26 protein-coding genes and 2 riboswitches are annotated in these 26,685 nt (G+C 68.9%); of the genes, 16 read left to right on the forward strand and 10 right to left on the reverse strand.

What is annotated here, in order from left to right; all coding sequences use genetic code 11:
- The first annotated feature begins 13 nt into the window (after positions 1 to 13).
- Positions 14 to 463 (forward strand): DUF3180 domain-containing protein, encoded by a 450-nt coding sequence (locus ABZ911_RS33595; RefSeq protein ID WP_358065248.1) that lies wholly within the window; start codon positions 14 to 16, stop codon positions 461 to 463.
- A gap of 1 nt (position 464) precedes the next feature.
- On the opposite strand, the gene ABZ911_RS33600 is transcribed toward ABZ911_RS33595, so the two are convergent.
- Genes ABZ911_RS33600 through ABZ911_RS33615 form a run of 4 tightly spaced genes read right to left on the reverse strand, consistent with a single transcriptional unit; the run spans position 465 to position 3,265 of the window.
- On the reverse strand, positions 465 to 782 hold the full coding sequence (locus ABZ911_RS33600; RefSeq protein WP_358065251.1) for a type II toxin-antitoxin system PemK/MazF family toxin: 318 nt from the start codon (positions 780 to 782) through the stop codon (positions 465 to 467).
- Positions 779 to 976: a hypothetical protein gene (locus tag ABZ911_RS33605; protein WP_358065254.1), complete on the reverse strand. Its 198-nt coding sequence runs from the start codon at positions 974 to 976 to the stop codon at positions 779 to 781. Before ABZ911_RS33605 ends, ABZ911_RS33600 begins: the two co-directional genes overlap by 4 nt.
- A 43-nt stretch (positions 977 to 1,019) precedes the next feature.
- Positions 1,020 to 2,105, reverse strand: a complete 1,086-nt coding sequence (locus ABZ911_RS33610; protein ID WP_358065256.1) for an acyltransferase — start codon at positions 2,103 to 2,105, stop codon at positions 1,020 to 1,022.
- Entirely contained in the window at positions 2,102 to 3,265 is a 1,164-nt protein-coding gene (locus ABZ911_RS33615) for an NADH-quinone oxidoreductase subunit D (RefSeq protein WP_358065259.1), read from the reverse strand. The genes ABZ911_RS33610 and ABZ911_RS33615 overlap by 4 nt, the downstream gene beginning before the upstream one ends.
- Positions 3,266 to 3,385: 120 nt before the next feature.
- On the opposite strand from ABZ911_RS33615, the gene ABZ911_RS33620 reads away from it, so the two are divergent.
- Positions 3,386 to 4,246 (forward strand): DoxX family membrane protein, encoded by an 861-nt coding sequence (locus tag ABZ911_RS33620; RefSeq protein ID WP_358065262.1) that lies wholly within the window; start codon positions 3,386 to 3,388, stop codon positions 4,244 to 4,246.
- Here ABZ911_RS33620 and ABZ911_RS33625 read toward each other — a convergent pair.
- A complete protein-coding gene (locus ABZ911_RS33625) occupies positions 4,243 to 5,496 on the reverse strand; it encodes an aminotransferase class V-fold PLP-dependent enzyme (protein ID WP_358065404.1) in 1,254 nt (417 codons plus the stop codon). The two genes, ABZ911_RS33620 and ABZ911_RS33625, sit on opposite strands and share 4 nt — an antisense overlap.
- Positions 5,497 to 5,599: 103 nt before the next feature.
- Positions 5,600 to 5,715: riboswitch (SAM riboswitch) on the reverse strand.
- A gap of 135 nt (positions 5,716 to 5,850) precedes the next feature.
- On the opposite strand from ABZ911_RS33625, the gene ABZ911_RS33630 reads away from it, so the two are divergent.
- Positions 5,851 to 6,585, forward strand: a complete 735-nt coding sequence (locus tag ABZ911_RS33630) for a TerC family protein (protein WP_358065265.1) — start codon at positions 5,851 to 5,853, stop codon at positions 6,583 to 6,585.
- Positions 6,585 to 7,784 carry a cytochrome P450 gene (locus ABZ911_RS33635; RefSeq protein WP_358065267.1) on the forward strand — a complete coding sequence of 400 codons (1,200 nt, stop codon included), beginning with the start codon at positions 6,585 to 6,587 and terminating at the stop codon, positions 7,782 to 7,784. Before ABZ911_RS33630 ends, ABZ911_RS33635 begins: the two co-directional genes overlap by 1 nt.
- Here ABZ911_RS33635 and ABZ911_RS33640 read toward each other — a convergent pair.
- From ABZ911_RS33640 to ABZ911_RS33650, 3 genes are read right to left on the reverse strand one after another with little or no spacing between them, the layout of a single operon-like run.
- Positions 7,747 to 8,928, reverse strand: a complete 1,182-nt coding sequence (locus ABZ911_RS33640) for a cation:proton antiporter (RefSeq protein ID WP_358065270.1) — start codon at positions 8,926 to 8,928, stop codon at positions 7,747 to 7,749. The two genes, ABZ911_RS33635 and ABZ911_RS33640, sit on opposite strands and share 38 nt — an antisense overlap.
- Entirely contained in the window at positions 8,928 to 9,410 is a 483-nt protein-coding gene (locus ABZ911_RS33645) for a cation:proton antiporter regulatory subunit (protein WP_358065273.1), read from the reverse strand. The genes ABZ911_RS33640 and ABZ911_RS33645 overlap by 1 nt, the downstream gene beginning before the upstream one ends.
- Before the next feature lie 4 nt (positions 9,411 to 9,414).
- A complete protein-coding gene (locus ABZ911_RS33650) occupies positions 9,415 to 10,377 on the reverse strand; it encodes an SAM-dependent methyltransferase (protein ID WP_358065276.1) in 963 nt (320 codons plus the stop codon).
- A gap of 196 nt (positions 10,378 to 10,573) precedes the next feature.
- On the opposite strand from ABZ911_RS33650, the gene ABZ911_RS33655 reads away from it, so the two are divergent.
- The 5 genes from ABZ911_RS33655 (at position 10,574) to ABZ911_RS33675 (ending at position 16,223) form a co-directional block, all read left to right on the forward strand.
- Complete coding sequence (locus tag ABZ911_RS33655) at positions 10,574 to 10,798, forward strand: chaplin (RefSeq protein WP_358065279.1); 225 nt, start codon at positions 10,574 to 10,576, stop codon at positions 10,796 to 10,798.
- Positions 10,799 to 11,125: 327 nt separating this feature from the next.
- On the forward strand, positions 11,126 to 12,016 hold the full coding sequence (locus ABZ911_RS33660; RefSeq protein WP_358065282.1) for a DUF2520 domain-containing protein: 891 nt from the start codon (positions 11,126 to 11,128) through the stop codon (positions 12,014 to 12,016).
- Positions 12,007 to 12,858: a pantoate--beta-alanine ligase gene (gene panC / locus ABZ911_RS33665; protein WP_358065285.1), complete on the forward strand. Its 852-nt coding sequence runs from the start codon at positions 12,007 to 12,009 to the stop codon at positions 12,856 to 12,858. Before ABZ911_RS33660 ends, panC begins: the two co-directional genes overlap by 10 nt.
- A 63-nt stretch (positions 12,859 to 12,921) precedes the next feature.
- A complete protein-coding gene (locus tag ABZ911_RS33670) occupies positions 12,922 to 15,441 on the forward strand; it encodes an L-aspartate oxidase (protein ID WP_358065287.1) in 2,520 nt (839 codons plus the stop codon).
- A complete protein-coding gene (locus tag ABZ911_RS33675) occupies positions 15,441 to 16,223 on the forward strand; it encodes a type III pantothenate kinase (protein ID WP_358065290.1) in 783 nt (260 codons plus the stop codon). The genes ABZ911_RS33670 and ABZ911_RS33675 overlap by 1 nt, the downstream gene beginning before the upstream one ends.
- 37 nt (positions 16,224 to 16,260) lie before the next feature.
- On the opposite strand, the gene ABZ911_RS33680 is transcribed toward ABZ911_RS33675, so the two are convergent.
- Positions 16,261 to 16,752: a hypothetical protein gene (locus tag ABZ911_RS33680; RefSeq protein WP_358065293.1), complete on the reverse strand. Its 492-nt coding sequence runs from the start codon at positions 16,750 to 16,752 to the stop codon at positions 16,261 to 16,263.
- 145 nt (positions 16,753 to 16,897) lie between these two features.
- On the opposite strand from ABZ911_RS33680, the gene lysX reads away from it, so the two are divergent.
- Both lysX and ABZ911_RS33690 read left to right on the forward strand, forming a co-directional pair.
- Positions 16,898 to 18,391, forward strand: a complete 1,494-nt coding sequence (gene lysX / locus ABZ911_RS33685) for a bifunctional lysylphosphatidylglycerol synthetase/lysine--tRNA ligase LysX (protein WP_358065296.1) — start codon at positions 16,898 to 16,900, stop codon at positions 18,389 to 18,391.
- Between the two features lie 138 nt (positions 18,392 to 18,529).
- Positions 18,530 to 18,742: a LuxR C-terminal-related transcriptional regulator gene (locus tag ABZ911_RS33690; RefSeq protein WP_358065299.1), complete on the forward strand. Its 213-nt coding sequence runs from the start codon at positions 18,530 to 18,532 to the stop codon at positions 18,740 to 18,742.
- Between the two features lie 30 nt (positions 18,743 to 18,772).
- On the opposite strand, the gene ABZ911_RS33695 is transcribed toward ABZ911_RS33690, so the two are convergent.
- On the reverse strand, positions 18,773 to 19,819 hold the full coding sequence (locus ABZ911_RS33695) for a C40 family peptidase (protein WP_358065302.1): 1,047 nt from the start codon (positions 19,817 to 19,819) through the stop codon (positions 18,773 to 18,775).
- A gap of 5 nt (positions 19,820 to 19,824) precedes the next feature.
- A riboswitch (cyclic di-AMP (ydaO/yuaA leader) is annotated at positions 19,825 to 19,971 on the reverse strand.
- Positions 19,972 to 20,271: 300 nt separating this feature from the next.
- Between ABZ911_RS33695 and ABZ911_RS33700 the strand changes: the two genes are divergently transcribed.
- The 5 genes from ABZ911_RS33700 (at position 20,272) to ABZ911_RS33720 (ending at position 26,665) form a co-directional block, all read left to right on the forward strand.
- Complete coding sequence (locus ABZ911_RS33700; protein WP_358065305.1) at positions 20,272 to 20,829, forward strand: amino-acid N-acetyltransferase; 558 nt, start codon at positions 20,272 to 20,274, stop codon at positions 20,827 to 20,829.
- Between the two features lie 98 nt (positions 20,830 to 20,927).
- Positions 20,928 to 22,397, forward strand: coding sequence for an RDD family protein (locus ABZ911_RS33705; protein ID WP_358065308.1), 1,470 nt, complete (start codon positions 20,928 to 20,930; stop codon positions 22,395 to 22,397).
- A gap of 199 nt (positions 22,398 to 22,596) precedes the next feature.
- Positions 22,597 to 22,986, forward strand: a complete 390-nt coding sequence (locus ABZ911_RS33710; protein WP_358065407.1) for an RDD family protein — start codon at positions 22,597 to 22,599, stop codon at positions 22,984 to 22,986.
- A gap of 508 nt (positions 22,987 to 23,494) precedes the next feature.
- Positions 23,495 to 23,827 carry an Lsr2 family protein gene (locus ABZ911_RS33715; protein WP_358065310.1) on the forward strand — a complete coding sequence of 111 codons (333 nt, stop codon included), beginning with the start codon at positions 23,495 to 23,497 and terminating at the stop codon, positions 23,825 to 23,827.
- A gap of 333 nt (positions 23,828 to 24,160) precedes the next feature.
- Positions 24,161 to 26,665 carry an ATP-dependent Clp protease ATP-binding subunit gene (locus ABZ911_RS33720; protein ID WP_358065313.1) on the forward strand — a complete coding sequence of 835 codons (2,505 nt, stop codon included), beginning with the start codon at positions 24,161 to 24,163 and terminating at the stop codon, positions 26,663 to 26,665.
- Positions 26,666 to 26,685 lie beyond the last annotated feature (20 nt).

The raw sequence follows: 26,685 nt of genomic DNA on the forward strand, positions 1-26,685 counted from the left end.
TATGGAGGAACGCGTGAAGCCCACCCGCCCCGCGATCCTCGTCGGCATCGTGGTCGTCGTCGCCCTGCTCACCTTGCTGGTGGTCCGCCCGATCTACGCCGATCTGCCGGTCATCCCGTGGACGGCGATCCCGACGGTGCTGCTGCTCGCGATCGGCGAGGCCTACACCGGCTGGATGACCAAGGCCAGGATCGACCGCAAACCCGATACCGAGCCGGTCGAGCCGCTGGCGGTGGCCCGGCTGGCGGCCCTGGCGAAGGCCTCGGCCTACGCGGGCGCCGCCTTCGCGGGTGTCTTCGCCGGTTTCGCCCTGCACACCGTCCAGCTCCTGACCCGCGAAACCCCCCGTGGCGAGTTCTTCATCGCCACCGCCTCCTTCGCGGCGTTCGTCGCCCTGATCGGCGCCGCCCTTTACCTGGAGCACTCCTGCCGCATCCCCAAGTCCCCCGAAGAGAAGACCTGACTCACAGCCCGAGGTAGCGCGTCACCGCGTGCTCGACCTCGGCCAGTTCGTCCCGCCCCAGGTAGTAGACAGGCTCGCCGTGGACGAATCCGACGTCGAGGACGCGGATCTGGTCGACGAGGAACCGGGTGAGCGTTCCGCCGAGCTCGATCTCGGGGCGGAAGACGGCCGGCCCCGCGCTGGTGGAGGTGGGGACGACGGTCGCCACGCTCCACGGCATGGACGTCGGGCTGAGCACCAGGCCGTAGCGCTTTCCCCGCTGCTCGTGGCCACGTTTCGTGTCTCCCAGGTCGATCCGGTAGACCGCGCCTCTGATCACCAGGCGTCCTGTTCGGTGGCGAGGTCCTCGCCGGTCAGTTGTTCCGCGTCGGCGCGCGCGTGCTCGATCCAGACCTCGCGCTCCAGCAGCCGCAGGGCGCGGCGGATCACGTCGCTGGTGCGTTCGCCCTCGCGCAGGGCGGCCTGGATGATCTTCTCGTCTTCCTCGTTGGGCCGGAAACCGATCGTCGCCATGCCCTCAGGCTAACTCCGTGTTGAACATTTGTCGCGCGTTTGTTCAACGGCTGCCTCGGCGGGCGAAGAGGGCGATGACCGGGAGGGTGCAGATCAGGGGGCCGAGGATGGCGAAGGGGCGTTCCAGCCACCAGGCCAGGGTGGGGGCGGGGTTTCTGGAGGGGAAGCCGAAGAGCCACCACCAGACGCCGAGGGCGATGGCCATGCCGGTGGTGTGGAAGAGGAACAAGGGGAGGGCGAAGCTGTTGATGGTGTCGTTGACACCGCGCCAGATCGGCTTCTCCAGCAGGCGTTCCATCGCGGGGCGGAGGACCTCGACCAGGCCGATCTGGAAGATCAGGAGGGCGACGATGACGAAGGTGGGCGGGGCCATGTTCGAGAGCTTGTCGCCGGGGACGCCGACCATGGAGCCGGGGTAGAGGCCCGAATAGACCAGCCCGAACAGGGCGAACAGGCCGGTCCACAGCAGGGCGACGTCGTAGCGGCGGGGCAGCTCCACCACCCGGTCGTAGAAGAAGCCCGCCTGGTGGGCCAGGCCCCACACCAGGATCATGTTGAGCCAGCCGACCGCCTCCACGCCGTAGCGCAGCCGTACGACGTCGACCACCAGGGCCGCGCCGCCCAGCCAGACGAGGGCGAGCACGTCGTAGCGGCGGTGCAGCCAGAGGGCCACCGGCAGCAGGGCGATGAGCACCAGGTAGACGGCCAGGAACCAGAGCGGGCTGAGCACGAGCAGGACCACCCGGCCCATCCACGGGATGTCGAACACCCGCGTCACCACGACGCCGATGACGACCCACACCGCGCACAGGGTCAGCGCGGGGACCGCCAGCGCGCGGATGCGCCGCCAGACGAAGGCGCCGATGCCGACGCCGCGGGCCTGCGCGCGGTTCCACGACAGCAGGTGGACGTGCCCGCCGACGTAGAAGAACAGCGGCAGCACCTGCAGCAGCCAGGTGAGGATCCATAGTCCGGAGGTGAAGCCGAGCGGGCTGGTCGGCACCGGGCCCTCGGGCTCCCACTGCAGGATGGTGAACGCCCAGTGCCAGATCACCACGGTGATCAGGCTGAGCGCGCGCAGCCAGTCGACGTACTTGTCCCGCTGGTGGGGAGGGGAGGGAGAGGTCACTTGTCGATGTCACCCACGACGAAGAACATCGAACCCAGGATGGCGACCATGTCGGCGACCAGGTGCCCCGGCAGCATCTCGCGCAGCACCTGGACGTTGCTGTAGGAGGCCGAGCGCAGCTTCATCCGCCACGGCGTCTTGTCGCCCTTGGAGACGAGGAAGTAGCCGTTGATGCCGAGCGGGTTCTCCGTCCAGGCGTAGGTGTGGCCTTCGGGCACCTTCAGGACCTTGGGCAGCCGCTGGTTGATCGGGCCCGGTGGCAGCGAGCGCAGCTTCTCGACGCAGCTGTCGGCCAGGTCGAGAGAGACCTTGACCTGCTCCAGCAGCACCTCGAAACGCGCGTGGCAGTCGCCCGCCGTACGGGTGACGACCTTCACCGGCAACTCGTCGTAGGCGAGGTACGGCTGGTCGCGGCGCAGGTCGAGGTCGACCCCGGAGGCGCGGGCGATGGGGCCGCTCACGCCGTACTGCATGATGGTGTCGCGGTCGAGGACGCCGACGCCCTTGGTGCGGGCGACGAAGATCTCGTTGTGCAGGATCAGGTCCTCGATGGCCGGCACTCGGCGCCGGGTCTCCGCGACCACCTCCGACACCCGGGTGAGCCAGCCGGCCGGCAGGTCCTCCTTCAGTCCGCCGACGCGGTTGAACATGTAGTGCATGCGCCCGCCGGAGATCTCCTCCATGACGCCCTGGAGGCGTTCGCGCTCGTTGAAGGCGTAGAAGACCGGGGTGATCGCGCCGAGTTCCAGCGGGTAGGAGCCGAGGAACATCAGGTGGCTGAGCACGCGGTTCAGCTCGGCGAGCAGGGTTCGCGCCCAGACGGCGCGGACGGGCACCTCCATGCCGAGCATGCGCTCGGCGGCGATGACCACGCCCAGCTCGTTGGCGAAGCCCGACAGCCAGTCGTGCCGGTTGGCCAGCATGATGATCTGGCGGTAGTCGCGGACCTCGAACAGCTTCTCGGCGCCGCGGTGCATGTAGCCGATGATGGGCTCGGCGGTGGCGATGCGCTCGCCGTCGAGGGTGAGCCGCAGCCGTAGCACGCCGTGCGTGGACGGATGCTGCGGGCCGATGTTGAGGATCATGTCCTCGGTGGCCAGCTCTTTGCCCTGAGCGACCTCGGCCGCGCCCGCTCCTATCCCGACCACGCGTTCCGTCATACGGCCATGCTGCCACCGTGCGCGGAGGCGATCCAGCTCGGGTGTCGGTCAAGGAACGACAAAGAAGCGCATTTCCGGGTGTAGGGCGGGGAGGACTCTCGTGATGGGGGGAGATTTGGCATGAAACGTGTACTTTTCGATATCGCCGCCCTGATCTCGCGGGTGACGATCGGCGTCATCTTCCTCGCCCACGGCTTGCAGAAATGGCAGGGCGCCGGGCTGGAAGGCATCACCCAGGGGTTCACGCAGCTGAACATCCCGCTACCGCAGCTGGCCGCCGGGTTCACCATGACGGCCGAGACCATCGGGGGACTGTTCCTGATCATCGGTCTGCTGGTGCCGCTCGCGGCACTGGCCGTGCTGGGGGTGGCTCTGGGAGCGCTGATCTTCGTGCACGCACCCAACGGGATCTTCATCGCCGACGGCGGCTGGGAACTGGTGGGCGCGCTCGGCGCGGCCTGCCTGCTCCTCGCCGTGCTGGGTGGGGGCCGCTTCAGCGTCGACGGGCTTCTCCTGGGGGCCTACAGACGGCGGAACGAGCGTCGCGCCGCCGAGGCGGAGGCCGCTCGGGCGCCCATCCCCGTGACCGAAGAGCCCGCCTACACCGAGACGGACACCACGCCCGCCGCGACCGAGCCGACCGCGCCCATGGCCGGGCCTGCGACGCCCGCCCGAGACGAGACCGCCGCCGACACGGCGGCGCCCGCCAGAGGAGAGAGCGCCGAGGCCGGCGAGACGCCATCGACGTACGGCCGGTCGGACGCCGACGACTCCGGGACGCCGCCGCAGTCGGAGGTCACCGAATCAGGGTCCACCTCGTCACCTGGGCTGCCCAGGCAGCGGGAGCCGGGCAAGCACGCCGCGCCCGGCGGCGAGCCCGGCAGCCAGGGGCTGAGCGGCCCGCAGAGCTGGTCGGAGGAGGAACGCAAGGACATCGACGCGCTACTCGCGGACAACCCGCGGCGTAAGGACCGCGGCTAGGGCCGAGCGGATCCGGCGACGAGGTCGCGCAGGGCGCCGAGGAGACGGTCCACGTGCTCCTCGGTGGACCCGATGCCGATCGACGCCCGTACGGCGGAAGCCGTACCGTCCTCGCACCCTCCGTCGGACTCGCCCAGCAGGTGACGCACGAACGGGTGCGCGCAGAACTTGCCGTCCCGCACCCCGATGCCGTAGTCACCGGACAGCGCCTCGGCGACCTCGCGGGCGGTGTAGCCGTCCACGACGAACGACACGATGCCCACCCGCGGGTGCTCGGGCCCCCACAGTGACAGCTCGCGCACCCCGCCGATCCCGGCCAGGCCGGCCCGCAGGCGGGAGATCAGCCGCTCCTCCTCGCGGACCAGGGAGGTCCAGCCGGTCGAGGTCAGCGCGTCGCAGGCGGCGGCGATGGCCAGCGCGCCGAGTACGTTCGGCGTGCCCGCCTCATGGCGCGGCTCGGCGTCCTCGTGCCACTCCGCCTCGTCCGCGCCCACGGCGCGCACCGCGCCGCCCCCCTTGAGGTACGGCTCGCCCGCCGACAGCCAGTCCCGCCGCCCGATCAGCACGCCCGCGCCGAACGGGGCGTAGAGCTTGTGCCCGGAGAAGGCGACGTAGTCGAGATCGAGCGCGGTGAGGTTGAGCCGCCGGTGCGGGACGAGCTGGGCGGCGTCGACCAGGATGCGGGCGCCGTGCCGGTGGGCGATGTGCGCGAGGGCGGCGATCGGCCACAGCTCGCCGGTGACGTTGGAGGCGGCGGTGACGACCAGCAGCGCGGGGCCGTCGACGGAGGCGAGCGCGGCGTCGGCGGCGCGGACGGCCTCGCCGGGGAAGGCGGGGGCGGCCAGGCGTACGGTCCGGTCCCAGGGGAGCAGGGAGGCGTGGTGCTCGGTGTCGAAGACGACCACGGTGGTGCCCTCGGGCAGGGACCTGGCCAGCAGGTTGGTGGAGTCGGTGGTGTTGCGGGTGAAGATCACCGCGTCGTCGGGGCGGGCGCCGGCGAAGGCGCGGACGGTGTGCCTGGCCTGCTCGTACCGGGCGGTGGTGAGCTGGGAGGCGTACCCGGCGCCGCGGTGCACGCTGGAGTAGGCCGGGAGCGCGGCGCTGACGGCCGCGCTGACCGGCTCCAGACACGGCGCGCTGGCGGCGTAGTCGAGGTTGGCGTACGGCACCAGCCGCCCGCCCCTGACCGGAACCTCAAGGTCGGCGCCCAGCACGGCGGGGATGGCCCGCCCGCCCCGCTGAACGGCGATGGCGGTGGGGGAGTCGGCCTGGGCGGGCACGGCGTTGAAGATCGTCAGAGTGGACACGCGAAAGCCTCCGGAGGTCATCGGACCCCTGGCCGTGGCGTATCGGAGCCCGCGCTTGCCCGCCACACCTCGTGACGGACCAGGTCCTCACCCGGGGCACCCCGCCGCGGACGCGAGGGTTGCCGGCCAGCGAGCCGGGGCTTGGCGCTGGCACTCATGACCTACGGCCGAACTATAACCGACACTTGGCGGTCGTTCGCAACCCGGCATTCGAGACGAGTGTGACCATGAAATGAACTTCTCCGACACGTCGCTCGTTGGGGCCAGGGAGGAAGACCGGCGAGCATGGAGGCACGGATGTTGGACTGGGTGGCAGACCCGCAGATCTGGATCGGGTTCTTCACCCTGGTTGCTCTGGAGATCGTGCTCGGTATCGACAACATCATCTTCATCTCGATCCTGGCCGGGAAGCTCCCGCCCGAGCAGCGGGACCGGGCCAGGGTGCTGGGGCTCGGCGCCGCGCTGGTCAGCAGGCTGGCGCTGCTGCTCGCGCTGTCGTGGGTGATCAAGCTCACCGCGCCGCTGTTCGAGGTGTTCGGGCAGGAGATCTCGGGACGAGATCTGATCCTGCTGCTGGGCGGGCTGTTCCTGCTGGCCAAGAGCGTCATCGAGATCGGTGACAGCATGGAGCTGAAGGACAAGGGCGGCAAGGAGCGCGCGGTCACGTCCTTCGCCTCGGTGATCCTGCAGATCATGGTGCTGGACATCGTGTTCTCGCTCGACTCGGTGATCACCGCGGTGGGCATGGTGGACGAGCTCGGCGTCATGGTGGCGGCGGTCATCGTGGCGGTGCTGGTGATGCTGTTCGCGTCGGGCCCGATCAGCAGGTTCGTGGACAAGCACCCGAGCATCAAGATGCTGGCGCTGTCCTTCCTCGTGCTGATCGGCGTGGTGCTCATCGCCGAGGGGCTCGGCCAGCACATCGCCAAGGGCTACATCTACTTCGCGATGGCGTTCTCGCTGGTGGTGGAGCTGCTCAACATCCGGATGCGGACCAGGCAAGCACGGAATGCCGACCATAAGATGGAATAGTGCAATTTGATCCTTGGAATCCTGATTTCGTCGCGCACCCGTACGACGTCTACGCCCAGCTCAGGCGCGAGGCGCCGGTCAGCTTCTTCGAGCCGACGGGGCAGTGGCTCATCGCCCGTCACGCCGATGTGAACGCGCTGCTCAGGGACCGCCGCCTGGGCCGCGCGTACCTGCATGTGACCACCCACGAGGAGTTCGGCCGCGAGCCGGAGCCGGACTTCCAGGATCCGTTCTGGCGGGTGGTCAGGGCCGGCATGCTCGACGTCGAGCCGCCCGTGCACACCCGTCTGCGGCGGCTGGTCTCCAAGGCGTTCACCCCGCGCATGGTCGAGTCGCTCAGGCCGAAGGTCAAGGCGATCGCGGAGTCGCTGATCGACGACTTCGTCGCCAAGGGCGGCGGCGACCTCATCTCCGAGGTGGCCGAGCCGCTCCCGGTGACGGTCATCGCCGAGATGCTCGGCGTCCCCGAGGCCGACCGCCACCTGCTGCGGCCCTGGTCGGCCGACATCTGCGGGATGTACGAGCTGAACCCGTCCGAGCAGGTCCAGCACACCGCGGTACGGGCGGCGGCGGAGTTCGCCGACTACCTCAAGGATCTGGCCCGCCGGCGCAGGGCCGAGCCGGGTGACGACCTGATCAGCCTGCTCGCCCAGGTCGCCGACGAGGGCGACAAGCTGACCGAGGACGAACTGGTCGGCACCTGCGTGCTGCTGCTCAACGCGGGTCACGAGGCGACGGTGAACGTCACCGGCAACGGCTGGTGGTCGCTGTTCCGCAACCCCGGCGAGCTGGCCCGGCTGCGCGCCGACCACTCGCTGCTGCCCACCGCGATCGAGGAGCTCATGCGGTGGGACACCCCGCTGCAGATGTTCGAGCGCTGGGTGCTGGAGGACATCGAGATCGGCGGCGTGCGCATCCCGCGCGGCGTGGAGGTCGCGCTGCTGTTCGGTTCGGCCAACCGCGACGAGGAGGTGTTCCCCGACCCCGACCGGCTGGACGTCGGCCGGGCCGACAACCCGCACATCTCCTTCGGCGCGGGCATCCACTTCTGCCTGGGGGCGCCGCTGGCCAGGATCGAGCTGGCCGAATCCTTCGGCGCCCTCCTGCGGAAGGCGCCGAAGATGGAGCTCGTCACCGAGCCCGTCTGGAACCCCGGCTACATCATTCGAGGGCTTCGGTCGCTGGACGTGTCTGTGTGAACCGCTCGATGAGCGGCTCGACCAGCCTGGCGGCCAGCGGTCCGAACGCGGCGAGGATCAGCACGTAGGTCGCAGCCAGCGGCCCCAGGTCCGGGTGCACGCCCGCGGCCACGGCCAGGCCGGCGACCACGATGTTGAACTCGCCGCGCGGGATCAGCGCGATGCCCGCGCGGGCCCGGCCAGCCCTGGCGATCCCCGCTCTTCGCGCCGCGTAGATGCCCGTGGCCATCTTGGTCACCATGCTGATCACCGCCAGCAGCACGGCCAGCCCGGCGACCGGCCCGATCTTCGTCGGGTCGGTCTGCAGACCGAAGAAGACGAAGAACACCGCGGCGAACAGATCGCGCAGCGGCATCAGCAGGGCGCGTGCCTCGTGCGCGAGCTCACCCGACAGCGCGATGCCGACGAGGAAGGCGCCGACCGCGGCCGAGACCTGGAGCTGCTGGGCGATCCCGGCCACCAGCAGGGCCAGGCCGACGACCTTGAGCAGCAGCACCTCGTTGTTCGGGCTGGACACGAACGCCTCGATGAAGCGGCCGAAGCGCAGCGCGACGATGAGGACGACGGTGACCGTGCCGAGCGCGATAGCCACCGTGATGGCGCCGCTCACCAGGCTCACCCCGGCCAGCAGCGCGGTCAGCACCGGCAGGTACACGGCCATGGCCAGGTCCTCGAAGACCAGCAGGCTCAGCACCACGGGTGTCTCGCGGTTACCGATCCACCCGAGATCGGACAGCACCTTCGCGGTGATGCCCGAGGAGGTCATGTAGGTCACGCCCGCCATCGCCACGGCGGCGACGGGACCCCAGCCGAGCAGCAGGGCGGCTATGGCGCCGGGTGCCGCGTTGAGCACCATGTCGACGAAACCGGCTCTGGCGTTGCCGCGAAGACTGGAGACCAGTTCACTCGCGTTGTACTCGAGGCCGAGTGTGAGCAGCAGGAGGACCACGCCGATCTCGGCGACGATGGCGATGAAGTCCTCGCTGGTCGCGAGGGGGAGGATGCCGCCCTCACCGAAGGCGAGGCCGGCGATGAGATAGAGGGGGATGGGGGAGATTCCGGCGCGCAACGCGAGAGCGCCGAGTACACCGAGTGCAAGGATGATCCCACCGAGTTCGAGAAAGACGATCGCGGTGTGATGCACTAGCCGTCCGTCAGTATGTCGGCGACTGCGGAGGTGTTTTCCTCGTCACCGACGACGACCACGACGTCTCCGGCGGCGAACGAGAAGTCCGGGGTGGGGCTCGCGTGCACCTGCCCGGCCCTGACCACGGCGACGACGGAGGCCCCCGTGCGCGTCCTGATCCGGGCTTCGCCCAGCGTCCTGCCGTCGTACGGTGAGCCGCCCAGGATCGGCAACTGAAGGCTGACCAGCCCCTCGACTTCGCGATGCAGGTCGTTGAGACGCTGCACGATTCGAGGGGCGCCGAGAAGCTCGACGAGCGCGTCGGCCTCCTCGTCGTTCAGTTGTATGGCCTCACACGCCCGGTCGGGGTCGAACCGGTCATAGATGACCAGGTCCCGGCGACCGGCACGGTGTGAGACGACGGCGATGCGGCGGCCGGACTGGGTGGCGAACTCATGTTTGAGTCCTATGCCCGGCAGGGCGGTCTGTTCGATCTCCACTCTTTTACCGTATCTGGGTAAGCCACCCAAAGCCCCCCAGACCCCCCGGGGCAATCAGCTCCGCCTCCTCGGCGGCGCGGGCGAGAGCGCGCAGGTAGGCGCGCGGGTCAAGGGCGGCGAGATCGAGTGGAGGGCGGGTGCCGGTGATCCCGAGCGAGCGCAGGATGTCACGCTGTGTGGACAAGCCTGTGGATATCGCTCCGGCGTTCTCGCCCGCGGCGGCACAGGCGTCGAGCGCCACGTGCGCGGTGATATCGCAGGTCCCGTCGGGTATGGGTGCCACGACCGACCCGTCACGGTATCCGGTGATCGTCCCGTAGGGCGGGCGGTTATCCACAGGGTGTGCATAATCTATGGCCACCGCACGGCCTCGCGTGAGCCGTACGATCACGCTCGCCCAGGCCTCGTCCCTGGGCCTGCCGATCTCCGCGCGGGCGCCCACGCGCGGCATCGGCCACCAGCGCTCCAGCCAGTCCAGATCGGGCCCGGACACCGGCGGGCCGAGCCGCTCCTCGCCGGTATCCGGATCGACCAGCACCAGCCGGGGCCCCTCGGGGGTCTGCTCGGCCACGTCGAGTGGCACGTTGTCCAGCCACTCGTTGGCGATCACCAGGCCGGTGACGGACTCCGGGACGCTCGCGCTCCAGGCGATGGCGTCGTCCAGGCCCGGCGGCCTGGAGGACAGGTCGACGGCGGTGAGGCGCAGGCGCTCGCGCAGCGCGGGCTCCGCGGCGGCCAGCACGCGGCTGACCAGGACCCCCTCACCCGCGCCGATGTCGACCAGGTCGATCCGCGCGGGCCTGCCGAGCTCGCCGTCGGTCTCGACCAGCAGCGCCAGTACGGCCTCGGCGAACGCGGCCGACGCGCTGACCGAGGTGCGGAAGTGTCCGGATGGGCGTTCGCGCAGGTAGAAACCCGCGTCGCCATAGAGGGCGCGCTCCATGGCCGCCCGCCAGGTGAGCCACATGTCACGGACTATCTCATGGCGCGCCAATGACACGCCGAGTAATGCTATTGCCACACTCTGTCGCCGCTTTGCGCTAGCGTTACGGACTGTCACCGGGCGGTCGCCCCGGCCCGACCCCCAGCGGGCGCGGTTCGCTCACCGGTGGCTCGATCATCCCGACCTGCGGCCCCCGGCCGCATGCTGAGAGGAGCCCCTCGTGTTCAAGAAGTCCATCGTTGTCGCCGGCGTGCTGGCCATGATGTCGCTCGCCGCTCCGGCCCACGCCGACAACAACACCAGCGGTCGGAGCGGCGTGCTCTCCGGCAACCAGATCTTCGCCCCGATCTCCGTGCCGATCAACGTGTGCGGCAACGCGATCGCCATCCTGGGCGTGGCCGTCGCCGGCTGCAAGGGCGGCGCCTCGGTGGAGAACTACTTCTAGAGCGTGAAGAGACGGGCGGACCGGGTTGGTTACCGGACCGCCCGCCCCCTTCACTGCCGCGGCCGGTCAGTCGGCGGATGACCGGTCGAGCGCACCACCCTGGAGTGGGCATCATCGCGGGCGTCGGGTCAATGGCAGACTCGGCGCCCGTGTTGATGAATTCCCCTCTCTCGTTCCGACAGGGGGTGCGTAGTTTGTATGCCCTTGTCCGATTTGTCGCTACCTCAACATGCGGCAAAGGCCCAGTCACGTGCCGTGCCCCGGCTCGCTCACACGCGGCCTATACCCTGGTCGGCAGTGCAACGGGTTGACAGGGGACGGGACGTCATGGACGCAGGGGATCGCCCCGCACGGCTCGCCGTCGGCGTGCTGGGGGCGGGCAAGGTCGGGTCGGCGCTGGGCGCCGCGCTCGCGCAGGCGGGCCACCGCGTCGTCGCCGCGAGCGGGGTCTCCGACACCTCGCAACGCTGGGCCGCCGAACGTTTGGGCGTGCCCACCACCAATCCGGAGGAGGTCGTCCGCGCGGCCGAGCTCATTCTGCTGACGGTGCCCGACGACACGTTGCCCGACCTGGTCGCGGGGCTGGCCGCGACCGGCGCCGACCTCAGGGGCAAGCTGCTCGCGCACACCAGCGGCGCCTACGGCCTGGCCGTGCTGGAGCCCGCCGCGCGCAGCGGCGCCATCCCGCTCGCGCTGCACCCGGTCATGACGTTCACCGGCCGCGACGACGACCTGACCAGGATCACCGGCTGCTCGTTCGGGGTCACCTCGCCCGAGCCGCTGCGGCCCATCGCCGAGGCACTGGTCATCGAGATGGGCGGCGAGCCGGTCTGGATCGCCGATGAGGACCGGGCGCTCTACCACGCCGCCCTGGCCAACGCCGCCAACCACATGGTGACGCTGATCGCCGAGTCCTCCGAACTGCTGGAGAGGATCGGCGTGGAGCATCCGGGGCGGATGCTCGGCCCACTGCTCGGCGCCGCCCTCGACAACGTGCTCAGGATGGGCATCACCGCGCTGACCGGCCCGGTCGTCCGAGGCGACGCGGGCACGGTGCGCAAGCACGTCGACGCGCTGATCCTGGCCGCACCCGAGGCGGCGGACGCCTATGTGGCCCTCGCTAGGCTCACCGCGGACCGGGCGCTGGCCGCCGGGCTGCTCAAGCCCGAGGCCGCCGAGCGCCTTCTCGACGCGCTGGGAGGCAACATATGGACGTAGTCGTCGCGCACAACCGCGCCGAGCTGGTCAAGGCACGCGGGGAGGGGCGGCTCGCGCTGGTGCCGACCATGGGCGCCCTGCACGAGGGCCACCGATCCCTGATCCGGACGGCCAGGCGGCTGGCCCCGCAGGTGGTGGTCAGTATCTTCGTCAACCCGCTGCAGTTCGGCCCCGGCGAGGACTACTCCCGCTACCCCCGCACCTTCGACGCCGACCTGGAGGTCTGCGAGGCCGAAGGGGTCGGCGTGGTCTTCGCGCCCGCCGTCGAGGACATGTACCACCCCGACCGGCAGGTCGGCGTCTCCGCCGGGGAGATGGGCACGATCGTCGAGGGCGCGGTCAGGCCCGGCCACTTCGACGGGATGCTGACCGTGGTGCTCAAGCTGTTCAACCTGGTCCGCCCCGATGTCGCGGTCTTCGGGCAGAAGGACGCCCAGCAGCTCGCCCTGATCAGGCGGATGGTCGCCGACCTGGACGTGCCCGTCGAGGTGGTCGGCGAGCCGACCGTGCGGGAGCCGGACGGGCTGGCCCTGTCCAGCCGCAACCGCTACCTGTCCGCCGGCGACCGGGTGACGGCGCTGGCCCTGTCCAGGGCGCTCCGGGCCGGTCAGGAGCAGGCCGCGCTTCCGGGCGCCACCCCGACGCTGATCAGGGGCGCCGCGCGGACCGTGCTCGACGCGGGCGCGCCCGGACTCGCCCTCGACTACCTGGCGCTGGTCGATCCCGCGACGTTCGCCGAGGTCGGCGACGACCATAGAGGGGAGGCCGTGCTCGCGGTCGCCGCCAGGGTCGGCGGCACCCGGCTCATCGACAACGTGATGCTGGAGCTGGACCCCTCCTGAGGGCGTCCCCGGGAAAGGCGTTATCGTCATATTGACGAAATCGCGCCCCGCGAGGAGACCCCCATGAGTGCACCGGCGATTCCCCTGCGGCTGACGGCGCCGGCCCCCGGCTGGACCGTCGAGGCCGACGTGGTCGTGGTGGGCTCCGGCATCGCCGGGCTGACCGTGGCCCTGCGGCTGACCGAACTCGACCCCTCGGCCAGTGTGCTGGTCGTCACCAAGGACGTGCTCTCCGCCGGGTCCACCCAGTGGGCCCAGGGGGGCATCGCCGCCGTGCTCGACCCCGGCGACACGCCCGAGGAGCACCTGGGGGACACGCTGACCGCAGGGGTGGGCCTCTGCGACGTGCCGGCCGTACGGGCGCTGGTCACCGAGGGGCCTGGGGCGCTGCGGCGGCTGATCGAGCGAGGAGCCCGCTTCGACCGCGACGAGCGGGGTGAGCTGCAGCTCACCCGCGAGGGCGGTCACCACCGCGACCGCATCGTGCACGCCGGCGGCGACGCCACCGGCGCGGAGGTGCAGCGGGCGCTCATCGAGGCCGTGCGCGCGCGGCCCGCGATCGAGGTGATCGAGCACGCCCTCGTCCTCGACCTGCTCAAGGACGCCCAGGACCACGCCAGGGGCGTGACGCTGCACGTCATGGGCGAAGGCGCGATCGACGGCGTCGGCGCCGTACACGCCAGGGCGGTGGTGCTCGCCACCGGCGGCATGGGCCAGGTGTACTCCTCCACCACCAACCCCCTTGTCTCCACCGGCGACGGCGTCGCGCTGGCGCTCAGGGCCGGAGCCGTCGTCAGGGACCTGGAGTTCGTCCAGTTCCACCCCACGGTCCTCTGGCTCGGCGCCGACTCCACCGGGCAGCAGCCGCTGATCTCCGAGGCGGTCAGGGGCGAGGGCGCGTTCCTGGTCGACGCGGCGGGCAGCCGTTTCATGGCGGGGCAGCACGAGCTGGCCGACCTGGCGCCCAGGGACGTGGTCGCCAAGGCCATCATGCGCCGGATGCGGGAGAGCGGCGCCGAGCACGTGTACCTCGACGGCCGCCACTTCGGCGCGGACAAGTGGCGGCGCAGGTTCCCCACCATCCACGCCGTCTGCCGTGAGCACGGCCTCGACCCGGTCACCGACCTGATCCCGGTCGCCCCCGCCGCCCACTACGCCAGCGGCGGCGTCCGGACCGACCTGCACGGCCGTACCTCGATCGACGGCCTGTACGCCTGCGGCGAGGTCGCCTGCACCGGCGTGCACGGCGCCAATCGGCTGGCCTCCAACTCCCTGCTCGAAGGCCTGGTCTTCGCCGAACGCATCGCCGACGACATCCACGCGGTACGGCACGCCCCCGGCGCCCCGCACCCGGGCCAGGGCCCGGAGGGCCTGTTCGACCCCCGGGTACGCGGCCGGATCCAGGCCCACATGAGCCGGGGCGCCAGCGTCCTGCGCAGCGGCGAATCGCTGGCCGAGACCGCCAGAGCCCTGCTGGACGCCCGCTGGACCCCGGTGAAGGTCGAACCGCGCACCGAGTCGTGGGAGGCGACGAACCTGCTCACCGTCGCCTCTGTGCTGGCCGCCGCCGCCGGCACCCGCGAGGAGACCCGCGGCTCGCACTGGCGCGAGGACCACCCGGACCGCGACGACCGGCAGTGGCTGGCGCACCTCGACATCACGCTGACCGAGAAGGGGCTGAGCATGACCTACACGCCGCACGGGGACGCGATGCCGCAGCGGCTCGCGCAGGAGCTGACCGCGGCCGGGCTCGACCCCGCCGACGTCGGCGCCGTGATCGACCGGGCGCTCGCCGAGGACCTGCAGGAGGCCGGGGACGTGACCAGCCTGGCCACCATCCCCGCCGCGCACACCTCGACCGCCGACGTGGTCGCCAGGGCCGGCGGCGTGGTGGCCGGGCTCGCGATCGCTGAGGCCGTCTTCACCAGGCTCGGCGCGAGCCGCGTCGAGCGGGGCGCCAAGGACGGCGAGCGGGTCGCCAGAGGCGATGTGCTGATGACCGTGACCGGGACGACCAGAGACCTGCTCACCGCCGAGCGCACCGCGCTGAACGTGCTCACCCACCTGTCCGGCATCGCCACCCAGACCGCCCGCTGGGTCGAGGCGCTGGCGGGCACCGGCACCCGGGTGCGCGACAGCAGGAAGACGCTGCCGGGGCTGCGGGCGCTGGAGAAGTACGCGGTGCGGGCGGGCGGCGGGGTCAACCACCGGATGTCGCTGTCCGACGCGGCGCTGATCAAGGACAACCATGTGGTGGCGGCCGGAGGGGTCGCGGAGGCGTTCAGGGCGGTGCGCGAGCGGTATCCCGACCTGCCGATCGAGGTGGAGGTGGACCGGATCGACCAGATCGAGCCGGTGCTCGCCGAGGGGGCGCGGGAGATTCTGCTCGACAACTTCAGCGTCGAGGAGACGGCGCGGGCCGTACAGATGGTGAAGGGGCGGGCACGGCTTGAGGCGAGTGGCGGATTGACCTTGGAATCGGCCCGTGCTGTAGCCGACACTGGCGTGGACTACGTTGCTGTGGGAGCGCTCACGCATTCCGCTGCGGCTCTGGACATCGCCTTGGACCTACGGGGGAACTGATGCTGCTCGCGATCGACGTCGGCAACACGCACACCGTTCTCGGCCTCTTCGAGGGCGAGGAGGTCATCGAGCACTGGCGCATCGCCACCGACGCTCGCCGTACCGCCGATGAGGTCGCCGTCGTGCTTCAGGGGCTGCTCGGGCAGTCGCCGTTGCTCAAGGGGGCCGATGTCAGCGGGATCGCGATCTGTTCGACCGTGCCGTCGGTGCTCAACGAGATGCGCGAGATGTGCCGCCGCTACTACGGCGACGTCACCGCGGTCATCGTCGAGCCGGGCATCCGTACGGGCGTGCCGGTCAGGATGGACAACCCGAAGGAGGTCGGCAGCGACCGGATCGTCAATTCCCTGGCCGCCATCGACCAGTACGGCGGGCCCTGCATCGTCGTCGACTTCGGCACCGCCACCTCCTTCGACGCGGTCTCGGCCAAGGGTGAGTACGTCGGCGCGGTGACCGCTCCCGGCATCGAGATCTCCGTGGACGCGCTGGCCGCGGCCGGTGCCCAGTTGCACAAGGTCGAGCTGATCAGACCGCGCTCGGTCATCGCGAAGAACACTGTGGAGGCGCTGCAGGCGGGCATCATCTACGGCTTCGCGGGGCAGGTCGACGGCATCGTGGAGCGGATGGCGGCGGAGCTGGCCGACGATCCCGACGATGTCACCGTGGTGGCCACCGGCGGGCACGCGCCGCTGGTGGTGAGCGAGTCGCGCTCCATCGACGTGCACGAGCCGTGGCTGACGCTGATCGGGCTGCGGCTCATCTACCACCGCAACACGACATGAGAAAGGGGCCCCTCGCGGGGCCCCTGTCCGGACGAGATCACATCTCGCCCTCGTCGTAGAGGTAGGTCCACTTGCCGCACTTGGTGGTGTAGTGGTCGAACGGGTTCCACTGGCACACCTTGACGCGCATCGCATAGACGTCGTCCTCGGAGAAGTGGAACGCCTTGTAGCCGGGGTAGCCGCAGTACTTCTTGACGTAGACCGTGTTCCAGTCGTACTCGTCGTCGCCGGCCTGGAACTTCACGTAGGCGCACTGTCCGCCCTGCTTGTAGGAACGGTTGTCGAGGTCGTACAGACGGCCCTTGACGTGGACGGTGTTGTCGTGGTCGTACTCGCCTTCGACGCCGATCCAGCCCTGGGCCTTGGCCAGGCCGTACTTGCCGGTCGCGCTCCAGTAGGAGGCGTAGTCGGCGGAGGAGGTGGGCGCGGAGGAGGCGGCGGTGGCGGCCTGGGCGGCGGCGGGCAGCGACAGGGCGAGCGCGCCGGTGGCGGCGACCGCGAGGAATCCCGTCGCGAGCTTCTTGATCATGACTCTCTCCTTGAGCCCCCGGTTCCGGCTCCCTGCCGGTCCCTTGAGGGACCCTGTGATCCATTAGTAACGGAGAGTTCTTTCAGGGGCCCTGCAGGGCGCCGACCAGCTCTTGCAGTTCACCAAATCGGTACGCTTTGGTCTTGTGACCGATGACGCGCCCCAGGATCTTCCCGAGCAGATGCGCATTCGCAGGGACAAGCTCGACCGCCTCCGCGCCGAGGGCGTCGACCCGTACCCTGTGACGTTCCCGCGTACGGCGACCAACGCCGAGATCAGGGAGAAATACCAGGGGCTGGAGGCGGACACCGCCACCGGAGACCGGGTCGGCGTCGCGGGCCGGGTCATGCTCAACCGCATCGGGGGCAAGCTCTGCTTCGCCACCCTGCGCGACGGCGGCGCCGACCTGCAGGTCATGATCTCGCTGGACAAGGTGGGCGAGGAGTCGCTGGCCGCCTGGAAGCACGACGTCGACCTGGGCGACCATGTGGGTGTCGAGGGCGAGGTCATCACCTCGCGGCGCGGCGAGCTGTCCATCCTGGCCGACAGCTGGGCGATCACCTCCAAGTGCCTGCGCCCGCTGCCGGAGAAGCACGTCGGGCTCACCGATCCCGAGGCCAGGGTCCGCCAGCGCTATCTGGACCTGATCGTCAACGACGAGGCGCGCCGGATGGCCCGGGTGCGCAGCGCGACCGTGCGGGCGGTGCGGGACTTCTGGCACGAGGAGGGCTACCTCGAGGTCGAGACGCCCATGCTGCAGCCGATCCACGGCGGCGCGGCGGCCAGGCCGTTCCGGACGCACATCAACGCCTACGACATGGAGCTGTATCTCCGGATCGCCATCGAGCTCTACCTCAAGCGGCTCGTGGTGGGCGGGATCGAGAAGGTCTTCGAGGTCAACCGCAACTTCCGCAACGAGGGCGCCGACTCCACGCACAACCCCGAGTTCACCATGCTCGAGGCGTACGGCACGTACCTCGACTACAACGACATGGCCGACCTGACGCAGCGGATGTACCAGAAGGCGGTCGTCGCCGCGCTGGACACCACGGTGGTCGTGCACGACGGGGTCGAGGTGGACCTGGGGCTCGCCCGGTGGCCGAGGATCACGCTGTACGGCTCGGTGTCGGAGGCGCTGGGCGAGGAGGTCACCACCGAGACCTCCCTCGACCGGGTCCGGAAGTACGCGGATCAGCAGGAGGTCCACTGGGATCCCAAGTGGGGGCAGGGCAAGCTCGTCCAGGAGATCTTCGAGGCGCTCGTCGAGCACACGCTGGTGCAGCCGACCTTCGTCATGGACTACCCGCTGGAGACCTCGCCGCTCACCCGCCAGCACCGGGACAACCCGCTGCTGACCGAGAAGTGGGACCTGATCGGGTTCGGCACCGAACTCGGCACCGCCTATTCCGAGTTGGTCGATCCGATCGAGCAGCGCCGCCGCCTGGTCGAGCAGTCGCTTTTGGCCGCCGGGGGCGACGCCGAGGCGATGCAGCTCGACGAGGATTTCCTGCAGGCGCTGGAATACGCCATGCCGCCGACCGGGGGAATGGGGGCCGGGATCGACCGCATGATCATGGCCTTCACCGGCAAGAACATCCGCGAGACGATCTTGTTCCCACTGGTCAGGCCTGCCCACTGAAATTCGCGTCATCCAATATCCGGAAATTGGCGAATACGGTGATACGCACATATACAAAATGATCACCGGTCGGCAGTCTTGACGACCTTTCCCACCCGCGTTTACGGTCTGCTGGTTGCCGCTGTTGGGAGGGCTCTGGTGAATGCGCTCACCGAGGTCGTGGGGTTGAGCCAGGCCGATCTGGATCTGCTCGCGGAGCTGGCCAGGGGGGCGACCGTCGACCGGGTGGGGCGGCAGCTGGATATCAGCGGCCGGACCGTGCGGCGCAGGCTCAGGGTGGTCTGCGACCGCATCGGTGTGGCCACGCCCATCGAGGCCGTGGCCTGGGCCGCCCGCCGGCGTCTGATCTGAGGCGTCGGCCCACCCGGTCGCTCAGTCCGCTCAGTCCGCGATGCGGACGCCGCCCACGAACGGGCGGTTGCCCATGGCCGCGACACGCACCACGTCGCCGGTGCGCGGAGCGTGCACCATCATGCCGCCGCCGATGTAGATGCCCACGTGGTGCAGGTCGGCGTAGAAGAAGACCAGGTCACCCGGACGCAGCTCCTCCCGGGAGATGTGCCGTCCGGCCGTCCACTGGTCGCCGGTGTAGTGCGGCAGGCTGATGCCGACCCGCTGGTAGGCGGCCATGACCAGGCCCGAGCAGTCATAGGAACCGGGACCTTCGGCACCCCAGACGTACGGCTTGAGCTGCTGGGTGAGCGCCCACCGCACGGCTTCGGCGGCCTTGCCGCTGCCGACGATCGGCAGGTTCACCCGGACGGCGCGGGTGCCGGGCCGGCCCGCCTCGCCCAGCGCCCTGCGGTACAGGCTGCTCTCGACCTTGGCGACCAGTTTGCTGATCTTGTCGCGCCTGCCCTCCAGGTCGTCGACGAGTCGCTGGACCTCCTCGATGCGGGTGTTGGCGGTGGCCTTGGCCTTCCTGGCCGCGTCGATGGCCCTGGCGACCTGCTGGACCTCCTGGCCCTGCTGCTGCTCCAGGGCGTAGGTGGTGGCCGCCCGGTCGAGGAAGGTGTCGGGGTCGCCCGAGGTGGTGAAGGCCAGGGTGGCGCCGAGGCCGCCCGCCATGTAGGCGCTCTGGGCCAGCAGCGTCGCCTTGACGCGCTTGGTGGCCAGGTCGGCCTCACTGGTCGAGAGCGTCCTCTTGGCCGCGCCGGCGGACTTCTGGGCGCTCTTGAGCTTCTCGCGCTGACCGTTGAACTGCTCGGTCAGCGTGCCGATCTGCGTGTGCATCTTCTCCACCTGGGTGGAGAGCTCCTTGAGCGTCGGCTTCGGGTCGGCCGTCGCCGGCCCCAGCGGCACCCCGAGCGTCAGTGCCACGAGCGCCGCGCCGAGGGCCAGGACTCTGGTGCGGTTGCGGCCCGCGCGTTCCGGAGGGCGGGCGTGCTCGCCCGCAGACTTCCCCTCGCGTCCACGCGTGCGCTCCACCAACCAGCTCCTCTCGTCGGCCTGCCGGGTTAGCTGACGGGTTCGGGCCGGAGCAGCCCTACCAGGCAGGATGCCCGGATTCACCCCGTGATGGCCGTCGCCATCTTCGGTTCCCCGGTTCCCCGAGGTCGGGGATTCGGCGCGCGCCCCCACGCGTGGTCGCGCGGATGACATCGTCGCTGGACACTAGTGCACGCCGGGTTCGTGCTCAACCAGAACTGTGAATTCTGTTGAGGTTTCACAACCGAAAGATCACAGATAGATCACGCCTCTCGGCGTCAAGGATGCCTGTGACGCCGGTTACTGGTGTGATTTGTCCCGTATTGTTGCAGGTCTGCGCGTCTGTGAATCAGGTGATTCGCCTAGTGGTCGTATGGCTACACCTGGTCATCCGGTGGTGGAGAGATGGAAGTTTAGGGCGAGCCGTAATCGGCTCGGTACGCTGAACCTTCATGGAGCAGGTCGCCGAGCGGACACCGCGGGACACCGGGAACGTGGTGCGCCGTGCGCGCACACGAGACGTCCGGAACATCAGACGCCTCGTCGACACCTACGCCGGAGCGGGTCCCAGGCTTCTGGAAAAGGCCACGGTCACGCTGTACGAGGACATCCAGGAGTTCTGGGTGGCCGAACGGGAAGGCGTGGTGGTCGGATGCGGAGCCCTGCACGTGATGTGGGAGGACCTCGCCGAGATCCGCACGGTCGCCGTCGACCCCGAATACCGGGGTCTCGGCATAGGTCACGGGATTGTCGCCGCCCTGGTCGGTACGGCACGCGAGCTGGGGCTGCGGCGGGTGTTCTGCCTCACCTTCGAGGTCGATTTCTTCGCCCGGCACGGATTCACCCCGATCCAGGGCACACCGGTGTCTCCCGAGGTCTACGCCGAGCTCCTGGCCTCATACGACGAAGGAGTGGCCGAGTTTCTCGATCTTGAGCACGTGAAGCCGAACACCCTGGGGAACACCCGGATGCTCCTCCATCTGACTTCGATTGACCCGGGTGTCGACTAATGGGAAAGGTGATTGTCGATACCTATGTCGATACGTTGGTCAACAGCAAGCATGTGTCCTGACATGTGCCACATGCGCCATCGAAGCGAGGTGACACGGTGAGCACCGGACAGCCGCCGTATCCACAGGACGAACCCGAGGACAATTCTCGCCGGTCTCCTGAATACGGACAGCAGAACACGGGACGCCCCGGCGAGCCCGACCCAGATGTGACGATCGTGGGCTACCGGACGGACGGCGGCGCCTACGGCCAGCCCGACTACGGTCAGCAGCAGGGGTACGGCCAGCAGGCCCAGTCCCAGCCCGGCTACGGTCAGCAACCTTCGTATGGCCAGCCTCCCTACGGCCAGCAGCAGCCCGGCTACGGGCAGCAGCAGCCGTCCTACGAACAGCCCGGCTACGGCCAGCCTTCGGGTCAGCAGGGCTACGGCCAGCAGCCCCAGTACGGCCAGCAGCCCGCCCAGGCACCCGACTACGGCCAGCAGCCCGACTACGGTCAGCAGGGCTACGGTCAGCAGGGGTACGGCCAGCAGGCCCAGTCCCAGCCGGGCTACGGCCAACAGCCTTCGTACGGCCAACAGCCCTACGGTCAGCAGCCCGGCTATGAGCAGCCGCAGCAGCCGTCCTACGAGCAGCAGCAGTACGGTCAGCCGTCCGCGCAGCAGGGCTACGGTCAGCCCGGCTACGGTCAGCAGCCTCAGTCAGGACAGCAGGGCTACGGCCAGCCTGCGGCTCAGCAAGGCTACGGACAGCCTTCGGGGCAGCAGGACTACGGCCAGCCTTCGGGACAACAGGGGTATGGGCAGCAGCAGCCGTCGGGCCAGCAGCCGGGCTACGGCCAGGCTCCCGGCTACGGCCAGCCCACGGCCCCCGGCTACGCCCAGCCTTCCGGCCAGCCCGGCTACGGGCAGCAGCAGCCGTCCTACGAACAGCCCGGCTACGGCCAGCCTTCCGGTCAGCAGGGCTACGGTCAGCCGCAGGGATACGGTCAGCCTGGCTACGGCCAGCCGTTCGCCCAGCCGGGCGGCGTGCAGCCGCCGGGGGCGCCGGCGCCGCTCGCCGAGTGGTGGCAGCGTCTGGTGGCCAGGATCGTCGACGGTGTCATCCTCGGGGTGGTCACCGGGATTCTCACCTTCGTCCTCACCATGATCCTCGCTGCGATCATCCCGATGGCCGGTGGCTACGACCTCGCCACCGGGTCGTACTCGGCGCCGATCGGGCTCTGGCTGGTGCCCGCCATCGTGGCGGTGATCCTCGTCTCGATCTACATCGCGTACGAGTTCTTCATGACCAAGATGAACGGCCAGACGGTCGGCAAGATGGTCATGGGCATCGCCATCGTCCCGGTGGGCGGCTCGCTGCCCGCTGGCCCGCTGGCGAACGACACCGCGCTCAAGCGGGCGGCGGTGACGTGGGGCGGTCTCGTCCTGCAGATAGTCCCCATCGTCGGCTTCGTGCTCGGCGGTATCGCCGTCGCGCTGAACGGGGCCTCCCTGCTGTGGGACAAGCCGATGCAGCAGACGTTCGCCGACAAGTTCGTCAACACGGTGGTCGTGAAGATCAAGTAGCGTCCGGAAAGAAACAGGGGTCGGCTGCGGTCGGCCCCTGTTTTCATGCCGGAACCGGGTAAACGGTGCCGCGGGCCGTACGGAATGAGGGGGTACGGCCGGGGCCTGTGGTCTGGTCGGAGGTGGGGATATGGCCGAGGCGAGGCCCGTGGCATCGGCCGAATGGTGAGAACGGACTGTCGGCGTCTTCTTTTACATTCTGCTCGTCGGCCTGCGGGCGATCTTCCGCTCTGTCGGGTTCTCGGCGGGCCGGTGGACGGTTGCCCGCCTGTTCGCCGGGATGCTCGGCGGACTGGGTTTTTCGGCCTATGACTGTGTGGCGCTTTCCCGGCAAGGGCGAACCTTCGGCACGGCGATCATGAAGATTCGGGTGGCGCCTGTCGCGGGAACTCCACTCACAACGGCGGATCTAGCGAAACGGGCGCTCTTCTATCCGGGTCCCGTGATCGTCAAAGGGATTCCCGCGGCGAATCTCTTGGCCGGAATCTTAGGGTTCGCTGTGTGTCTGTTCTTCTTGATCGAACGGCCACGCGAGCGAGACTCGCATGACAGAGTGGTGGGTACGCGAGTCGTCAAAGACCAGCGCTGACGTGCACGGGCGTCCCGGTCGAAGATCCGGGCTGTTTTCCGGATTTTCCCGAAGATCCGGTAAGAAGCCTGGAGAGACTGGTATTAGGCTATGACGTACTAGGGTTTGGGCAGGTGCCTCGGTCCCCCTGCCGTGCTGACGGGCTCAGTGTGGCGCTATGGTCGGAGCGAGTGCCCTTCGGGTGGCCATGGCGTGACGCCGGCCGCCTGTGCATAAAGCGCACGCCCCCACAAACCCGGCTTGGTGCGGAGCGAGGACGAATGGAAGCCGTAGCAGAGGTATTGTCAGCCCTCATCCCTCCCGCGGTCGTCGGGGGAGCGTTCATCTACGGGGTCGTCAAGTTGGTGAGAGCCGAGGGCGGTCGCCGTTCAAACCGGGAGGATCAGGCTGAGGGCGCGGAACTGACCCGGTAGTCAGGGAATCCCCGAAGCGCTGAATTGTCTCACCGCCTTTTCCGGTATATGTTTGGCTGGCGAATGAAACAATGCTCCGGGAAAGGATTGCGTAGATGGCCAAGCAGATCCAGGAGATTCTCATCGATGACCTCGATGGGGGCGAGGCCAATGAGACGGTCAGCTTCGCTATTGACGGCTCATCCTATGAGATTGACCTCAGCGACGTTAACGCCAAGAAGCTGAGGGACGCGCTGACGCCTTTCGTGCAGCACGCCCGCAAGTCCGGCGCCGTTGGCACGCGTCGGCGGGTCCGTGGCGGACAGCGCGCGATGAGCCGCGAGAAGAGCTCCGAGATTCGGCAGTGGGCCAAGGCTCATGGGCTTCCCGTCAGCGAGCGCGGACGTATCGCCTCCACCGTCGTGGAGAAGTACGAAGCCGCTCACTAACGGCCTCCGACGACCATGCGCTTATGACGATCGCCTAGGACCCCGGCGGTCGCCATAGGCGCATGATCGCGTTTGGCGACCAAGGTCGCGAAATACCGGGCGTGTCGCCTGATCGGTACGCCGTGCGCTAAACGTCGTTCGCTTGAGGCGTATCGGGAACACACCACCCCCAGACAGTAGTTGGATAGAGGGTGAACGCCCTGCTCTCGGGGAACGTCTCTGCTATAGAGCGCGTCAGCGACAGGCGGCGAGGTTCGCCGAGCCAGGGCTAGCATGCGGGATGACGGGACCGGATTTACCGGCCTGACTGACCGCTCTGTGAGGAGCGACGAGATGTTCGAGAGGTTCACCGACCGAGCGAGGCGGGTTGTCGTGCTGGCCCAAGAAGAGGCCAGGATGCTCAACCACAACTACATCGGCACTGAGCACATTCTTCTTGGTCTGATCCACGAAGGTGAGGGCGTTGCCGCCAAGGCTCTGGAGAGTCTCGGCATCAGCCTTGAGGGTGTGCGCCAGCAGGTCGAGGAGATCATCGGCCAGGGCCAGTCGGCTCCGTCGGGGCACATTCCGTTCACCCCGCGGGCCAAGAAGGTCCTCGAGCTGTCGCTCCGTGAGGCTTTGCAGCTGGGTCACAACTACATCGGCACCGAGCACATTCTGCTCGGTCTCATCCGTGAGGGTGAGGGTGTGGCCGCCCAGGTGCTGGTCAAGCTTGGGGCTGATCTCAACCGTGTGCGGCAGCAGGTCATTCAATTGCTCCACGGTTACCAGGGCAAGGAGCCGGCCGCCGCGGGTGGCCCGCAGGAGTCGGCGCCGTCGACGTCCCTGGTGCTCGACCAGTTCGGCCGTAACCTGACCCAGGCCGCCCGCGAGGGCAAGCTGGATCCGGTGATCGGCCGTGACAAGGAGATCGAGCGGGTCATGCAGGTCCTGTCCCGCAGGACCAAGAACAACCCCGTTCTGGTGGGCGAGCCCGGCGTCGGCAAGACCGCCGTCGTCGAGGGCCTGTCCCAGAAGATCGTCAAGGGTGAGGTCCCCGAGACGCTCAAGGACAAGCAGCTCTACACGCTTGACCTGGGCGCGCTGGTCGCGGGCTCGCGTTACCGCGGTGACTTCGAGGAGCGCCTGAAGAAGGTGCTCAAGGAGATCCGTACCCGCGGCGACATCATCCTGTTCATCGACGAGCTGCACACGCTCGTCGGGGCGGGCGCCGCCGAGGGCGCGATCGACGCCGCCAGCATCCTCAAGCCGATGCTGGCCCGTGGCGAGCTGCAGACCATCGGCGCGACCACTCTCGACGAGTACCGCAAGCACCTCGAGAAGGACGCCGCGCTGGAGCGACGCTTCCAGCCGATCCAGGTGGCCGAGCCGTCGCTCAGCCACACGATCGAGATCCTCAAGGGTCTGCGCGACCGTTACGAGGCGCACCACCGCGTCTCCATCACCGACGGCGCGCTCGTCGCCGCGGCGCAGCTCGCCGACCGCTACATCAGCGACCGGTTCCTGCCCGACAAGGCGATCGACCTCATCGACGAGGCCGGTTCCCGGATGCGCATCCGCCGGATGACCGCTCCGCCGGACCTGCGCGAGTACGACGAGAAGATCGCCAACGTCCGTCGCGACAAGGAGTCCGCGATCGACGCGCAGGACTTCGAGAAGGCCGCCGCGCTGCGCGACCAGGAGAAGCAGCTCCAGCTCAAGCGCGAAAGGCGCGAGAAGGAGTGGAAGGCCGGCGACATGGACGTCGTGGCCGAGGTCACCGAGGAGCTCATCGCCGAGGTGCTCGCGACCGCGACCGGCATCCCGGTCTTCAAGCTGACGGAGGAGGAGTCCCAGCGACTGCTCCGCATGGAGGACGAGCTCCACAAGCGGATCATCGGTCAGGACGACGCGATCAAGGGTCTGTCCAGGTCGATCCGGCGTACGCGTGCGGGCCTCAAGGACCCGCGCCGTCCGGGCGGTTCGTTCATCTTCGCCGGCCCGTCCGGTGTCGGTAAGACCGAGCTGTCCAAGGCGCTGGCGGAGTTCCTCTTCGGCGACGAAGACGCTCTGATCATGCTGGACATGTCGGAGTTCATGGAGAAGCACACCGTCTCCAGGCTGTTCGGCTCGCCTCCCGGCTACGTCGGGTATGAGGAGGGCGGCCAGCTCACCGAGAAGGTGCGGCGCAAGCCGTTCTCCGTGGTCCTGTTCGACGAGATCGAGAAGGCCCACCCCGACATCTTCAACTCGCTGCTGCAGATCCTGGAAGACGGTCGCCTGACCGACGCCCAGGGCCGCGTGGTCGACTTCAAGAACACGGTCATCATCATGACCACCAACCTCGGCACCCGGGACATCTCCAAGGGCCAGGGCGTCGGGTTCGCGAAGTCGAACGATGTCGAGTCCAACTACGACCGGATGAAGTCCAAGGTCCAGGAGGAGCTCAAGCAGCACTTCCGGCCCGAGTTCCTCAACCGTGTCGACGACATCGTGGTCTTCCACCAGCTCACGATGGCCGAGATCATCAAGATCGTGGATCTGATGCTCACGCAGGTCGACGAGCGTCTGAAGGACCGCGACATGAGCCTCGAGGTCACCCCCGAGGCCAAGCAGCTGCTGGCCGACCGCGGTTACGACCCGGTCATGGGCGCCCGCCCGCTGCGTCGCACCATTCAGCGCGAGCTGGAGGACTCCCTCTCGGAGAAGATCCTGTACGGCGAGCTGCGCCCCGGCCAGATCGTCAAGATCGACATCGAGGGCGAGGGCGACAACGCGAAGTTCACCTTCGTCGGCGAAGCCGCCCCCTCCCAGGTCCCGGACTCGGCCGCCGCGATCGCGGAACCGATCCAGAACTGACCCAACCCACCCGGCGCCGT

This window comes from Nonomuraea sp. NPDC046570, assembly GCF_040645915.1.
Classification (GTDB): domain Bacteria; phylum Actinomycetota; class Actinomycetes; order Streptosporangiales; family Streptosporangiaceae; genus Nonomuraea.